The sequence below is a fragment of the Microbacterium sp. F01 genome (assembly GCF_056156365.1).
In genome coordinates, this window is sequence record NZ_CM149592.1 from 3,524,176 (window position 1) to 3,536,934 (window position 12,759).

15 protein-coding genes are annotated in these 12,759 nt (G+C 72.8%); 8 read left to right on the plus strand and 7 right to left on the minus strand.

The window, feature by feature from the left end; genetic code table 11:
* Positions 1-49 precede the first annotated feature (49 nt).
* The gene (locus ACVN90_RS16260) at positions 50-607 is read left to right on the plus strand and encodes a phosphorylase family protein (protein WP_475099239.1); all 558 of its coding nucleotides are present in this window, start codon (positions 50-52) and stop codon (positions 605-607) included.
* A 94-nt stretch (positions 608-701) separates the two neighbouring features.
* On the opposite strand, the gene ACVN90_RS16265 is transcribed toward ACVN90_RS16260, so the two are convergent.
* The 3 genes from ACVN90_RS16265 to ACVN90_RS16275 form a co-directional block, all read right to left on the minus strand.
* On the minus strand, positions 702-1,553 hold the full coding sequence (locus ACVN90_RS16265) for a GDSL-type esterase/lipase family protein (protein WP_475099240.1): 852 nt from the start codon (positions 1,551-1,553) through the stop codon (positions 702-704).
* Between the two features lie 195 nt (positions 1,554-1,748).
* Positions 1,749-4,757 (minus strand): AAA family ATPase, encoded by a 3,009-nt coding sequence (locus ACVN90_RS16270; protein WP_475099241.1) that lies wholly within the window; start codon positions 4,755-4,757, stop codon positions 1,749-1,751.
* Positions 4,754-5,902 carry an exonuclease SbcCD subunit D gene (locus tag ACVN90_RS16275; RefSeq protein ID WP_475099242.1) on the minus strand — a complete coding sequence of 383 codons (1,149 nt, stop codon included), beginning with the start codon at positions 5,900-5,902 and terminating at the stop codon, positions 4,754-4,756. The genes ACVN90_RS16270 and ACVN90_RS16275 overlap by 4 nt, the downstream gene beginning before the upstream one ends.
* 112 nt (positions 5,903-6,014) lie before the next feature.
* Here ACVN90_RS16275 and ACVN90_RS16280 point away from each other — a divergent pair, with 112 nt between their 5' ends.
* The 4 genes from ACVN90_RS16280 to ACVN90_RS16295 all read left to right on the plus strand — a co-directional run bounded on the left by ACVN90_RS16280 (position 6,015) and on the right by ACVN90_RS16295 (position 8,198).
* Complete coding sequence (locus ACVN90_RS16280; RefSeq protein ID WP_475099243.1) at positions 6,015-6,488, plus strand: 8-oxo-dGTP diphosphatase; 474 nt, start codon at positions 6,015-6,017, stop codon at positions 6,486-6,488.
* An 88-nt stretch (positions 6,489-6,576) separates the two neighbouring features.
* The gene (locus ACVN90_RS16285; protein ID WP_475099244.1) at positions 6,577-7,137 is read left to right on the plus strand and encodes a hypothetical protein; all 561 of its coding nucleotides are present in this window, start codon (positions 6,577-6,579) and stop codon (positions 7,135-7,137) included.
* Positions 7,138-7,140: 3 nt separating this feature from the next.
* On the plus strand, positions 7,141-7,872 hold the full coding sequence (locus tag ACVN90_RS16290; protein WP_475099245.1) for an alpha/beta fold hydrolase: 732 nt from the start codon (positions 7,141-7,143) through the stop codon (positions 7,870-7,872).
* A 110-nt stretch (positions 7,873-7,982) separates the two neighbouring features.
* Positions 7,983-8,198, plus strand: a complete 216-nt coding sequence (locus ACVN90_RS16295; protein WP_475099246.1) for a hypothetical protein — start codon at positions 7,983-7,985, stop codon at positions 8,196-8,198.
* A 9-nt stretch (positions 8,199-8,207) separates the two neighbouring features.
* Here ACVN90_RS16295 and ACVN90_RS16300 read toward each other — a convergent pair whose 3' ends face one another.
* The 4 genes from ACVN90_RS16300 to ACVN90_RS16315 all read right to left on the minus strand — a co-directional run bounded on the left by ACVN90_RS16300 (position 8,208) and on the right by ACVN90_RS16315 (position 9,942).
* Positions 8,208-8,654, minus strand: a complete 447-nt coding sequence (locus ACVN90_RS16300) for a DUF1622 domain-containing protein (RefSeq protein WP_475102145.1) — start codon at positions 8,652-8,654, stop codon at positions 8,208-8,210.
* A 56-nt stretch (positions 8,655-8,710) separates the two neighbouring features.
* Positions 8,711-9,313, minus strand: coding sequence for a hypothetical protein (locus ACVN90_RS16305; RefSeq protein WP_475099247.1), 603 nt, complete (start codon positions 9,311-9,313; stop codon positions 8,711-8,713).
* Entirely contained in the window at positions 9,313-9,552 is a 240-nt protein-coding gene (locus ACVN90_RS16310; protein WP_475099248.1) for a hypothetical protein, read from the minus strand. Before ACVN90_RS16310 ends, ACVN90_RS16305 begins: the two co-directional genes overlap by 1 nt.
* A gap of 96 nt (positions 9,553-9,648) precedes the next feature.
* Positions 9,649-9,942 carry a GNAT family N-acetyltransferase gene (locus tag ACVN90_RS16315; RefSeq protein ID WP_475099249.1) on the minus strand — a complete coding sequence of 98 codons (294 nt, stop codon included), beginning with the start codon at positions 9,940-9,942 and terminating at the stop codon, positions 9,649-9,651.
* 521 nt (positions 9,943-10,463) lie between these two features.
* Between ACVN90_RS16315 and ACVN90_RS16320 the strand changes: the two genes are divergently transcribed.
* From ACVN90_RS16320 to ACVN90_RS16330, 3 genes are read left to right on the plus strand one after another with little or no spacing between them, the layout of a single operon-like run.
* Positions 10,464-11,213, plus strand: coding sequence for a winged helix-turn-helix domain-containing protein (locus tag ACVN90_RS16320; protein ID WP_475099250.1), 750 nt, complete (start codon positions 10,464-10,466; stop codon positions 11,211-11,213).
* 51 nt (positions 11,214-11,264) lie between these two features.
* Positions 11,265-12,272: a DNA-3-methyladenine glycosylase family protein gene (locus ACVN90_RS16325; RefSeq protein ID WP_475099251.1), complete on the plus strand. Its 1,008-nt coding sequence runs from the start codon at positions 11,265-11,267 to the stop codon at positions 12,270-12,272.
* Positions 12,273-12,323: 51 nt separating this feature from the next.
* Positions 12,324-12,701 (plus strand): SpoIIAA family protein, encoded by a 378-nt coding sequence (locus ACVN90_RS16330; RefSeq protein ID WP_475099252.1) that lies wholly within the window; start codon positions 12,324-12,326, stop codon positions 12,699-12,701.
* The last annotated feature ends 58 nt before the right edge of the window (positions 12,702-12,759 follow it).

A 12,759-nucleotide genomic window follows, 5' to 3' on the forward strand; every position in this document is an offset into this window, starting at 1 on the left:
TTGTGCGGCGCGCCGGGCGGAAACGGGGCGCGCGGGACATGATGGGAGGGTGAGACTCCTCGTCGCCGCCCTCGAATCAGAGCTCGTCGCGTTCCCCGCCGACCTCCCGGGGTTCGACAGACTCGTCACCGGCCCGGGCAAGCTCCAGGCGACCTACGCGCTCACCCGAGCGCTCGACGCCACCGCCTACGACGAGATCGTGGTGGTCGGCACTGCGGGCGCGATCGACGCGCGGCTCGAGGCATCCGTCTACGAGATCTCGGCCGCCTTGCAGCATGATGTGACCGACATCGACGGGATCGTCGGCCAGCACGTGTCGCTGCCGGCGCGCGTCGAGCTCGACGCGGAGGGCGTGACGATCGCCACCGGCGACCACTTCGTCGACGACTCCGAGGCGGTGGAGGTCATCCGCCCGCTCGGTGCGGGCCTGGTCGACATGGAGACCTACGCCTACATCTGGGTCGCGCAGCGGTTCGGCGTGCCGATCCGGGTGTTGAAGGCCGTGTCGGACCGCGCCCAGGACGGCGCGATCACCGACTGGCGCACCGCCGTGACCGCGTGCAGCCACCAGCTGCTCGACCGCATCCGCGCCGACTACGGCGTCTGACCCCGCTCCGCCCTCGCGGTGCCCGGTCGCCACCCCGCGTTCGACAGGATGCTCCGATGGAACGGGTGGCAGACGGATGCCGCGGCTCAGCCGGTCATGAGACCCACTGCGTCTTCTGCCACGTGATGTTCGCCAGGGTCGCCTGGCCCGACAGCGACGGGTGGAAGTAATCGCGCGTCGAGATGTCGGACTTCACGAAGGCGTAGTTCGCCACCGCGAAGCCGTCGAACCGGCACTTCGCCGTCGCCGTGCAGACCTCCGACAGCGCCTGGTTGTACTCGTTCACCCGCTGCTGCACCATCGCCCGGCGCGCCACGTCGGCGGGCGCGGTGCTGCTCGGGTTGGCGAGCATCGACTGACAGGTGCCGAGCAGCGACCACGCCAGCCGCGCGGAGAGGCTCGTCCGGTTGATGTCGTAGAGGCGCTGCAGGCTCGGGATGCTCGCGACGAAGATCTCGGGCGAGCCTGCGCTGGAGGCGAGGGTGGCGAGCGCCGTCTGCACGTTGGCCTTGAACGTGCTGGTCGGTGTCATCTGCGCCACCGTCCGGGTGCAGGCGTCGATGGCGCCGATCTCGATGGTGACGTACTGGGCGCCCTGGCCCGCGGCCAACTGCGCCTGCGCCGGGAGCGCCGATGAGCCCACGCCGGATTTGGCATCGTTGAAGACGTTGGTGAGGCCGGTGGCTCCGGCGGCACGCAGCCGGAGAAGGTGCGAGTTGACGCTCGTCGTCGAGCCGGTCGACCAGCTGTTCGTCGGACACGAGGTCAGGCTCGAGCACGTCATGGCGGCCTGGGTGATCGAGTCCCCGAGCGCGGCCATGCGCGTGATCGTCGCGGGCGCGGGCGCGGCGTGCGCCGCGGAGGCGGCACTGAGAGTGCCGGTGAGAAGGAGGGCGGATGCCGCGAACGCGGCGAGGACGCGGCGCGCCCGAGAGGTGGAACGCATGTGGACTCCGTACGTCGTCGTAACGAGAGGGCGCGGCGAACGGCCGCGGCCGGACGAGCGCCGGCGGTCGGGCGGGATCGCCTATCCCCCAGGATGCGATCTGACGCGAACGATACACCCGTGTATCGCCCCGGCGACAGTGGGAGGAGTACCCCGGCCGCGCGCGGCTGCGTGGACGCGGCCGAGCCGCGCGCGTCAGACGCGCACGTCGGCGTCCTGGCGGATGACGCTCGGCCCTGCCGGTGTCGCCTCGACGGCGAGCTGCGCCGGCAGCTGCTCCTTCATCGCCGCGACGTGGCTGATGACGCCCACGGTGCGCCCGCCCTGACGCAGTTCGTCGAGAGTGCGCATCGCGAGGTCGAGGGTCTCCTCGTCGAGCGAGCCGAAGCCCTCGTCGACGAACAGCGTGTCGAGCCGGACGCCGCCCGCGCGGGCGGTGACGACCTCGGCGAGCCCGAGCGCGAGGGCGAGCGACGCGAGGAAGGTCTCGCCGCCCGACAGCGACTGGGCCGGACGCGACTGGCCGGTGAAGGCATCCATGATCTCGAGGCCGAGGCCCGAAGCGGCGCCGCGCGCCGCGCGCGCGTCGGTGTGCTGGAGGCGGTAGCGGCCCGACGACATGTCGCTCAGCCGCAGGTTCGCGGCGGCCACGATCTCTTCGAGCTCGGCGGCGAGCACGAACGTCTCGAGGTCCATCTTCATCGTGTTGGGGGCGCGTCCGGCGACGGTGTCGGCGAGCCGGGCGATGGCCGCAGCATCGGCGGCTCGGGCGGCGACGCCCGCGTAGGCCTGATCGATCTGCATCGCGAGATCGCGCAGTCCCGCCATGAGCGTGCGCGCGTCGCTCTCGGCGCGCAGTGCTGCGGTGCGGGCGGCATCGGCTGCGGCGAGCGCGTCCTGCGACGCCTTCGTGTCGACGGGTTCGGTGGGGGCGCCCGCGAGGTCGAGCTCGAGCTCGAGCATGCGCGCCCGCGCCGCTGCGAGCTGGCTGTCGTGCGCCGAGATCCGCTCCGCGAGCGCGTCCGCCTGGCCGGGTGCGACCAGCGCCGCGGTGACGTCGGCGGCATCGGCGAACACGGATGCCGCGATCCGGTCGTCGACGTCCGCCCGCGCCTGGGCGGCAAGGGTCGCGGCGCGTTGCGCGTCGGCTCGAGTGTCGACCGCAGCGCGGCCGGCGTCGCGGATCGAGGTGGCGTGTGCGACGCGGTCGGCGACGCTCGCGTGCTCGCCGCGGGCCCCGGCCACCGTCTGGCGGGCTGCCGTCACGCGCTCCTGCAGCGCAGCGATCCGCGTGCGTGCGTCGGCGAGCTGCTCCGCGAGCGTCGCGCGGGAGGTCTCGGCCTCGAGGTCGAGGGCCGCGAGGCCCGTGCGCCGCGCGGCGAGCGCATCGCGGCGTTCGACAGCCCGCGCGGCGGCCTCGAGGTCGCCCGCAGCCGCCGCCAGCTGCTCCCGGAGCGGCTCCACGCCTTCGCCGCCGGCGCGCGCGGCGACGGCGGCGTGGCGTTCCCGCGCTCGGTTCGCCGCGTCCGACGCGGCCCGCTCGTGGCGAGCAGCCGCATCCCGCTGGGCTTCGGCCGCCGCGAGGATCTCGTCGGTCACCGGCTCATCTGCGTGCGCGGCGGGAGACGGGTGGGCGGTGGCACCGCACACCGCGCATGGCTCGCCGTCGACGAGGGTCGTGGCAAGCTCTCCTGCGTAGCCGTCCAGGCGCTGCTGCAGCAGCTCGGCGACCCTGGCCGCCGCGGTGGCCGCCGCGGCGGCCGCATCGCGGTGGACGACCTCGGCGGCGCGCTGCGCGGCGGCGAGGCCTTCGGCGTCGACGGCGGCCGTGAGACGCCCGGTGATCTCGTCGTGCCGGACCTGCGCCGGATCGCGCCGGGAGGCCGCCTCGCGCTGTGCCTCGAGTTCGGCGTCGATGCGTTCGAGCTCCGCCGGCACCTGCGCCCGCTGAGCGTCGAGGGCGACGATGTCGGCTTCGAGCCTCGCCGTCTCGGCGGCGGCGGCGGTCAGATGCATCTCGCCGTCGGCGAGGGCGGCCTCCTGCGCGAGGGCCGCGGTCCATACGGCGAGCTCGCCGGTGAGCCGCTCGACGACGGCCGCGAGATCGTCCGTGTGCTCGTCGTCGGTGCCGGAGATCGCGCGAGCCCAGGCGGCGTCGGCGGATGCCGCCAGCTCCCCGGCCGACGCCGCGGTGCGCTCGGCTCGGCGGGCAGCCTCGAGCGGGGCACGCAGCACCTCCGCCGAGCGCGCTCGGTCGAGTCGCCGCCGGTCGGCCGCGATCTGCGGACCGGCCTCCTCGCACGCGGCGAGGCGCTCGCGCGCCCGCCCGAGCTCGGCCTGTGCCTTCGCGAGCGCGACGAGGTCGCCGTGCGCGGCTTCGGCGGAGGCGCGGGCGTCATCCGCGGCGACGCGCTCGCGCGTGAGCGTGTCGAGGCGGTACGACGCGCGCTGTTCGCCGAGGTCGACCGCCGCGCGTCGCGCCGCGAGATCGGTCGGCGCCGCACCCTCGAGCTCGTCGGCGGGCACCAGTTCGTGCGCGGCGATCAGGCGCTCCGCCTGATCGAGCAGGGTGCGGGCGCGCTCGCCCAGCGCGTCGAGCTCGTGCTGCGCCGCCTTGCTGCGCTCACTCAGCTCCCGGGCGTACTCCTCGTACCGGCGAGTGCCGAACAGTGCGCGCAGCAGCGACTGGCGCTCGGTGCCGGAGGCGAGGAGGAACCTCGAGAACCGGTTCTGCGCGAGCAGGATCACCTGCTGGAACTGCTGCGCGTTGAGCCCGAGCACCTCGTCGAGGAACAGCCCGACATCGCGGGGCTTGGCTGCCCGGCCGATCCACGCGCCGTCGACCAGCTCTTCGAGCTCGGCGCGCGTGGGCTCGGTGGTGAGCCCGCCGCCCCGGCGAGCAGGCCGTTGGTACTCCGGCGCGCGGGTGACACGCCAGCGACGATCGCCGATGGTGAACTCGAGGCGCACCTCGGTGGGGTCCTCGGGTTCGCAGTGGTCGCTGCGGAGGCGCTTGTCGCCCGTCTCGTAGCGGGGCACGCTGCCGTACAGCGCGAAGCAGACGCCGTCGAGGATGCTCGACTTGCCCGCGCCGGTGCGCCCCGCGATGAGGAAGATGCCGTCGTGCGCGAACGCCTCGAAATCGACGCTCTGCTTCTCGCGGAACGGCCCGAACCCCGTGAGCTCGAGGTGGTGCAGCCTCACGCGGTCGCCTCCACCCGTGAGCGCTGCTCCAGCAGCTCGCCGACGAGCTCGGCTTCACGAGCCGACGCGCCCTCTCCCTCGCGCACGTGGGCGAGGAAGGCGTCGACGAGTTCGGCGTCGTTGCGGGTCGCGCGCACGCGCTCGGCGTACGTGCGCGCATCATCGGTGCGCGTGGCGACCGGCGCGTGACGCACCTCGGCGCAGGACGGGAATCGTGCGAGCAGGCGCCTCATCGGGTCGCGCTGCGGCAGCGGATCCGTGTACTCGGCGCGCACCCAGTCGTCTGCGTGCGTCGCGAAGCGCTCGTCGGTGAGCAACTCGTCGAGGGTCGCGGTCAGGGTGGTGAGGGCGCGCGGCACCGGCAGCGACAGCCACTCGACGTCACCCAGTCCGTCGGCGCCGAGTTCGACCAGCCACGACCCGCGCGGCTTGTGCCCCTCGTCGAAGCTGTAGTGCAGCGGCGCACCCGCGTAGCGCACACGAGGCGAGAGCTGCTGACGCCCGTGGATGTGCCCGAGCGCCATGTAGTCCACGCCGTCGAAGGTCGACAGCGGCACGATGTCGAGACCGCCCTGCTGGATGTCGCGCTCGAGGTGCGGCGTCGGCTCGACGCCGGCGGCGAAGCAGTGTGCGGCGGCGATCGTGCGCCCGGCCCGGGCCGCAGCATCCGTCCGCACCAGATCCATCGCGTGCGCGAGCACATCGGCCTGCGTGCGCACGCCCGGCCAGGCACCGCGCAGGAGCACCGGCTCGAGATAGGGGATGCCGTAGACGTGCACCGGGCCGTGCTCGTCGTCGACGGTGACCGGGGTGCCGATCGTGGACGGATCGGTGATCACGTGTACGCCGTCGCGGAGGAGCCCCGACTGGAAGCCGAGCCGGGCGGCCGAGTCGTGGTTGCCGCTCGTGACGACCACGGCCGCGCCGGCGTCGGCGAGGCCTCGCAGCACGTCGGTCAGGAGCGTGTACGCGCCCGCGGCGGGGGTCGCGGAGTCGAACACGTCGCCCGCGACGATCACGAGGTCGACGTCGTGCGCCGTCACCTGCGCGACGAGCGCCTCGAGCACACCGCGCAGCGCATCGAGCGTGGAATGGCCGTGGAACGACCGCCCGATGTGCCAGTCCGAGGTGTGCAGGATCCGCATGCTCAACACGGTACGTTCGGCCCCTGACATCGGCGGCGAGGCAGGCCGCCGACCCCGCGAACCACCGGGGTTTCCGCGCCGGTGCGACGGGTGCGGCGCGTACCCTCGAGCCATGTCCTTGCCCGAGGTCTGCGTGGTGTTTCTGCTGCGCCGCGGGCCGGTCGGCGTCGAGGTGCTGCTGGGGCGCAAGCACACCGGCCCCGGCCAGGGGAAAGTGGTCGGCATCTGCGGCTGGGTCGACTCGGGCGAGGGCGCCGACGAGGCCGCCGCGCGCGAGGTCCGGCGGGAGGTCGGCGTGCGGGTCGAGGCATCCGATCTCCATGTCGCCGGCATTGTCGAATACCACTTCCCCACCCGGCGGGCGTGGTCGCAGCAGGCGACGGTGTTCGTCTGCCGGCGATGGCAGGGCGAACCGGTCGAGAGCGACGGGATGACGCCGCACTGGTACGCCCTCGACGCCGTGCCCTACGCGCGCATGTGGGACGACGCCTCGCGGTGGCTGCCGGGCGTGCTCCGCGGCGGCACGGTCGACGCGCGCTTCACCTTCGGCGCGGACCTCGCGACCGTGGTGCTCACCGCGGAGTGACTTCGCGCCGGTGCCGCCCAAGCCCGGGTCCGGCCGCCCTCCGGCGGTGCGCCCTCCCTTCCGCGTCCCGACGGACGTATCGTGGAACATGGCGCACAACGCAGACACCGCTCCGCGATCGACCGTGGTGGCGCTCGTCGGAGCCGACAGCGACGAGCTCCTGACCGGCCTCGCCGACGTTCCCGCGCTCGTCGCGCTCTCGCTGCGCGAGGCCGAGCCGGCCGTCGCCGCGCACCTCGTCGCCTCCGTCTCGATGCCGTACGTGGTCCACGACGCCGACCCGCTCGAGCACGTGGCATCGGCGTGGGTCGAGCTGTTCGAGGAGCGCGCAACGCTCGGGTCGCTCGAGGCCGAGGTCGGTGCGCTCCTGACGCTGTTCGCGTCGGGTGAGGCGGTCATGCCCGACTACTACGTCGTCGCCGGCCCCGAGGCGATCGAGGGCACGTGGCGTCACTGGTGGCTCGGTGCGCTCGCGCACCACGCGCCGTCGCGCGTTCTTCCGGTCGAGGCATCGGGCACCGCGCTGCGCGCGCGGCTGCGGACGCTTCCCGCGTCCCGTCCGTGGCCCGAGCCGTCGGCCTGGCTGCCCCGGGTGCAGTTCGACATCCCCGACAGGGTGGGACTTCGCGATCAGCCGGGCGCTGCCTGATTGATGGCGGACGCCGAGAGATTCGCGCACGCCGGCGCGACGCTCGTCGCCGAGCGGCGCGGCCGCGGCGAGCGCATGTACGTGCTCATCCACGGCGTCGGCATGGGCCGAAGCGTCTTCGCGGACCTCGAACGGCATCTCGGCGACGGTGAGGTCGTCGCCTTCGACCTCCCCGGCTATGGCGAGGCTCCGGAACCGCGGCGCGTGCTGACGATCGAACGCACCGCCGACCTCGTCGCCGCATACCTCCGGGCTCGCGTGCGCACGCCCGCCGTCGTCATCGGCCACTCGATGGGCGCACAGGTCGCACTGGAGGTCGCTGCGCGCCACCCCGCCGTCGTGGACCGCATCGTGCTCATCGGACCCACCGTCGACCCCTCCGCCCGGACGGCACCGCGTCAGCTGTGGCGACTCCTCCGCGACATCGCCGTCGAGAGCCCGGCGGTGATCGCGCGCGGCGCGCGGGAGTACGTCCGTGCGGGGCCGCGGCTGCGCGCGAAGTTCCGCGCGATGCTGAGGCATCGCCCCGAGGACGTGCTGCCGCGCGTGTGCGTGCCCGCGCTGGTGCTCCGCGGCGAGGACGACCTCGTGACGCCGCAGGCGTGGTGCCGCCGCGTCGCGGATGCCCTGCCCGACGGGCGGCTGGCCGAGGTGGCCGGGCACGGTCACGAGACGATGATCCGGGATGCTGCACCCGCCGCGCGACTGATCCGCGAGTTCGCCCGACCTCAGTGAGGACTGCTCGCGACTGCCGCGTCGGGGCGGAATCCTGCCATCCCCGCCGTATCCGGCAATGTCGGAACCCCCGCGTAGGTTTCACACTGTCGGAACCAACGGAGGAAACCATGTTCGCTGTATACGCCGCCGAACAGCAGTACCGCCACGACACCTGGTCGCGAGATCGCGAGCACGCGCTCCTCGCCTCCATCCGCGAGCGCAAGGCCGCAGTCGCCTCGCCTGACCAGGCTCGCGTGACCGCGCGCCCCCAGCGCGTGTCGTGGGCTCGGCCGATCGGGCTGCACGCCTCGGAGCACGACCCCGCCGTCTGCGCCGTCGCGTAGCTACGGCGGTCAGGGCGTTCGCGGATCCTCGGGAGCGGGTCCGCGCGCCGCGCCGACGGCCTGCTGAGCCGCCCGATCCTTCGCCACCGCGTCGCCGACGATCTGGCCGCCGCTGCGGAGCAAGGCACGACGCCACGGGAGGGTGCCCTCGATCTCTATCTGGATCGAGATCGACAGGATGGTGCGGATGAGGACGATGAGCCCCAGGATGGCCGCGTCCTCGAGCGAGGGCTTCGAGGTGATCGTGCGGATGAGGTCCGCCGCCACCAGCACCTCGAGTCCGAGGAGGATCGCGCCGCCGAGCGTCGTCCGCAACGTCGTGAACGCGGCCTGACCGCCTTCGTGACGCGCGAGCGATCGGGCGCCGAGCACGATCGCGACCACGAAGCCCACGATCATGGCGGCGGCGCCGATCGCCTCGAATCCGACGGCGACGGCGGTGAACACTGCCTCCATGTGCACGCGCCCAGCCTAGGGCCGGGCGCGCGCACATCGATGACGCAATCGCGGTGTCAGCCCGCCGCGCCGCGCCGCGGGTGCGCCGGATCGTCGGTGTCGCCGACCCACACCTGTCGTGCGAGCTCCTCGATGTCGTTCTCCGGCAGTTCGATGCCCGACTGCTCGAGCCGCTGCCGCAGCACGTGCGCGACCTGCTCGAACGATTCCGCGCCGACGTCCTGACTTGTCTGCGCGACGATCCCCGCGACTTTGTCGATGTCGGAGGCGTTGTTCTGCGCCATCGCGGGCAGCCGCTGCTCCTGCTCCGTCCCGAGGGCGCCGGGTGTGCGCTGCGCCTCGCTCGCGGTCTGGGTCTCGCGAGCGCCGTCCTGACCGTGGTGGTCGGTGCCGTCGTCCACGACCCCGATGCCTACCGCTTCGTGGCTCGGTGGCGCCGCCGCCGGCACCGCCGGCTCGGCGTCGGCCTGAGCCGGATCGCCCGTCGCAGATGCGGCATCCGTCGCGTCGGGTGCCGGCTCGCCCATCGTGGGCGGGGCTGCGGGAGCCTCGTCTCGCACCGGCTCACCCGGCGCCGGCGTTCCGCTCGCGCCCGCGGCGTCCTCACGGTCGGGGTAGTTGACCCCGGGCTGGTCGTACTCGTTGCCGGTCGTGCTCATCACGGTTCTTCCCCTCTTCCGGTGTCGGTCGCAAGGTCGGGATCGGCGCCCTGCCTGGCCGCCTCCCCTTCGACGGGGTCGTCAGGCTGCAGGGCGGCATCCGTCAGCAGGCCGGCCTCGGTCACCGCGGCGGTGCGCTCCCTTGACTCGGTGTCGTCCACCTGCTCCCAGCCGCCGGGCGGGTCGGCGTTCACGACGCCGTCGGGCAGGTCCTGGCTTTTCGCGCGATCGCGATCCATGGCGTGCTCCTCTCGTCCTCCCCCAGCCTCCGCCGGTGCGACGGGTGGCGACATGGGGTTGACAAGGCACGCCGACGGTGTCGGCGCGCGCTCCTGTCACGGACGCTGGTTCAGGATGCCGCGGCGCGAGGGGTTCGCGTCGAACCAGTCCGCGACGTACCAGCACACCGGGATCACCTTGCGATCGCCGCGCTGCTCGAGCTCGTCCACAGCGCGCTCGACGAGCTCGCCGGCGTACCCGTGCCCACGGAAGGTCGGGATCGTGTAGGCACGCGTCATGGCGACGGTGCGGCCGTCGTCGCGATAGTCCAGCACGCTCACCAGGTCGTCGCCGCGATGCAGGGTGTACCGCGAGGCGTCGGTCTCTTTCGTGAAGCGGAGCTCGGTCACGCCGACAGGCTACGCCCGCAGCGGCGGGGCCGGACGCGTCTCGGGGCATGTTGCAGCGATCGCTCAGGTGGGACTCGGTGTCACAACCCGTGGGACTGAGCAATCTGTCATATTCCGAAACGATCTGGGCCCAGAACCCGTGCGATTTGACGTTTTTGGACAAAGTCGGTAATAATCGGGCTCATGACTGACAACGCGCTGTATCTGTCCGCCCGGGAGGCGAACAGGACTGCCGGCATGATGATGGCCGGCCGCATTGTCATGTGTTGTCGAATGTGCCACTAGCACGGTGACCCCCGTCGGACTCCTCCTCCGCTTCTGAAACACGGATCGTACGGAGTCCCCCGAAGCACCGGTTTCGTGCGTCGATCACGCGCACCCGGACCCGCTTCGCACACCGCCCAACGTCGGGCACAGGCCTCCACCGGCCTACGGCCTTTCTCGCCACCGACGACCAGGGCCGCAGCACATCATCCAACCCGGGCTCCGCCATCCGGGTTCCTCCCGCAAGGACCATCATCATGTCGACCACCGCCCTCCTCGACCGTCCCGCCACCGCCGCCCCCGTCCGCCACCTCCGGGCCGTGAACCACCCGGTCGCGGTCGAGGCGCCCGTCGCCCCGGCTCCCGAGCCCGCGCAGCCCGGCGGCCGCGCCCTCCCCGCCGGCACGGCGCCGCGCGGCTTCGCCCTCTACGTCGGCATCGACGAGGCCAAGGCCGCCGCCTCCGGCGTGAACCTCGGCGTGCTCGTCGACGCCCTCCGCCGCACGCTCGCCGAGCTGGCCCCGTCCGCTGAGACCTACGCCACCGTCGCCCTCGCGCCGGTCGGCTCGGGCGGGCGCGACGTCGACGTCGTGCGCCTCGCACTGCACGAGCCGTCGGCCGTCGCGCGTACCAAGCAGGAGGAGCCCGAGGAGGAAGAGCCGGCTTCGGGCGGCGTGGTCGTCGACATCTCGCGCAAGCGCGTGCTCATCGACGGCGAGTCGGCCGCCTTCACGTTCAAGGAGTTCGAGCTGCTGCAGTACCTCGTGCTTCGCGAAGGCCGCACCATCGAGCGCACCGAGCTCGTGACCTCCCTCTGGCAGGGAGCGACCGACGACGACGCGCCGGGTGAGCGCACGATCGACGTGCACGTCCGGCGCCTGCGCGCCAAGCTCGGCCGCTACGAGGACATCGTCCGCACCGTGCGCGGCGTCGGCTACCGCTTCGACCGTCACGCCGACGTCGTCATCCGCTACGGCCACGGCACCCCGTCGCCCGACCGCTTCTGATACCTGCCGCTCCGGCGGCGATGTCGGAGGGCGGGGCGTAGGGTGGGCGGCATGACCACCTCGCTCTCGCGCATGCCTCGGACGAGGGATGCCGGGCGCTTCGGTCCGCGAGCGACGACCCGCGATCCGCGGCCCGATCACGGGCGCCCGCTCGAGACGGAGTACCGGCCGCGGCATCCGCTCGACCTGCGCCGAACGGTGCTCTCCCAGCGGCGCGGAGCCGGCGACCCGACGATGGCGGTCTCGGGCACGGTGATCTGGCGCGTGAGCCGGACGCCGGCCGGCATCGCGACCCTTGCGATCCGCGAGACGCATCCGGGAGTGATCCGCGGCGCGGCCTGGGGTCCGGGCCGTGACTGGGCGCTCGCGCAGCTTCCCGCGCTGTGCGGTGCAGACGACGATGCCGGCGACTTCGATGCGTCGCAGCATCCGCTCATCGCCGACACCCATCACCGCAACCCCGGCCTGCGCCTGTCGCGCACCGATCTCGTGTTCGATGCGCTGGCGAGCGCGATCTTCGAGCAGAAGGTCACCGGCATGCAGGCGTTCGGCGCGTGGCGACGGGTCGTCACCTGGTGCGGCGAGCGTGCTCCCGGACCGACGCCGGCGCCGATGTTCGCACCGCCGACGATCGACGGCTGGCAGCACGTGCCGTCGTGGGTGTGGCACCGCGCGGGGCTCGAACCACCGCAGTCGAAGACCGTCGTTCGTGCGGCCCGCCGCGGCGATGCGATCGTGCGCACCGTGCTGGCCGCCGAAGACGGCGAGGCCGTCGACCGCGTGCTGATCAGCCAGCCCGGCATCGGCCCGTGGACCTCGGCCGAGACCCGCATCCGCGCCTTCGGCGATGCCAACGCCGTCAGCGTCGGCGACTATCACCTGGCGCACGAGGTCGGCTACGCGCTCGCGGGCCACCGCACGGACGACGATGGGATGCTGCGGCTCCTGGCAGCGTGGCCGGGTCAGCGTCAGCGTGTCATCCGGCTCATCGGGGCGAGCGGTGTGCGCGAGCCGCGCCGCGGCGCGCGCCTGCACCCCGAGGACCACCGCGACCGCTGACTCCCCGCGCGTCCGCGCCGTCGTGCGGGTGTCCGCCGACAGGATGGACGCATGATCGAGTCACTTCATGGCCTCCCGGACGGCGTCATCGGATTCCGGGCCGTCGGCGCCGTCGAGGCATCCGACTACGAGACCACGCTCGACCCGGCCATCGACGCGGCGATCGACGCAGGGCGCAAGGTCAACCTGGTCTACGTCCTCGGCGACGAGTTCGAGCGCTATTCGCTCGGCGCGCTGTGGCAGGACGCGAAGCTCGAGGGCAAGCCCGCGCATGTGTGGGGGCGGATGGCGCTCGTCACCGACCACAGCCTGATCGGCGAGGTGATCCACGGGATCGCGTTCCTCTTCCCCTGCGAGCTGCGCATCTTCGCGGTGTCCGCGCTCGACGACGCGATCGCGTGGGCGGCGGAGGGGCCGAAGGAGGCCTGACGCCGAACCTCCCTTGTGGATGTCGGAGGTCACGACGACACTGGGACGCGCCACGCGG

What these genes read in the sequence shown, in the direction of transcription:
- ACVN90_RS16265 (WP_475099240.1), bottom strand. Translation starts at nt 1,553, where the DNA reads ATGCGTTCCACCTCTCGGGCGCGCCGCGTCCTCGCCGCGTTCGCGGCA.
- ACVN90_RS16275 (WP_475099242.1), bottom strand. Translation starts at nt 5,902, where the DNA reads ATGCGGATCCTGCACACCTCGGACTGGCACATCGGGCGGTCGTTCCAC.
- ACVN90_RS16280 (WP_475099243.1), top strand. Translation starts at nt 6,015, where the DNA reads ATGTCCTTGCCCGAGGTCTGCGTGGTGTTTCTGCTGCGCCGCGGGCCG.
- ACVN90_RS16285 (WP_475099244.1), top strand. Translation starts at nt 6,577, where the DNA reads ATGGCGCACAACGCAGACACCGCTCCGCGATCGACCGTGGTGGCGCTC.
- ACVN90_RS16290 (WP_475099245.1), top strand. Translation starts at nt 7,141, where the DNA reads ATGGCGGACGCCGAGAGATTCGCGCACGCCGGCGCGACGCTCGTCGCC.
- ACVN90_RS16295 (WP_475099246.1), top strand. Translation starts at nt 7,983, where the DNA reads ATGTTCGCTGTATACGCCGCCGAACAGCAGTACCGCCACGACACCTGG.
- ACVN90_RS16300 (WP_475102145.1), bottom strand. Translation starts at nt 8,654, where the DNA reads ATGGAGGCAGTGTTCACCGCCGTCGCCGTCGGATTCGAGGCGATCGGC.
- ACVN90_RS16305 (WP_475099247.1), bottom strand. Translation starts at nt 9,313, where the DNA reads ATGAGCACGACCGGCAACGAGTACGACCAGCCCGGGGTCAACTACCCC.
- ACVN90_RS16310 (WP_475099248.1), bottom strand. Translation starts at nt 9,552, where the DNA reads ATGGATCGCGATCGCGCGAAAAGCCAGGACCTGCCCGACGGCGTCGTG.
- ACVN90_RS16320 (WP_475099250.1), top strand. Translation starts at nt 10,464, where the DNA reads ATGTCGACCACCGCCCTCCTCGACCGTCCCGCCACCGCCGCCCCCGTC.
- ACVN90_RS16325 (WP_475099251.1), top strand. Translation starts at nt 11,265, where the DNA reads ATGACCACCTCGCTCTCGCGCATGCCTCGGACGAGGGATGCCGGGCGC.
- ACVN90_RS16330 (WP_475099252.1), top strand. Translation starts at nt 12,324, where the DNA reads ATGATCGAGTCACTTCATGGCCTCCCGGACGGCGTCATCGGATTCCGG.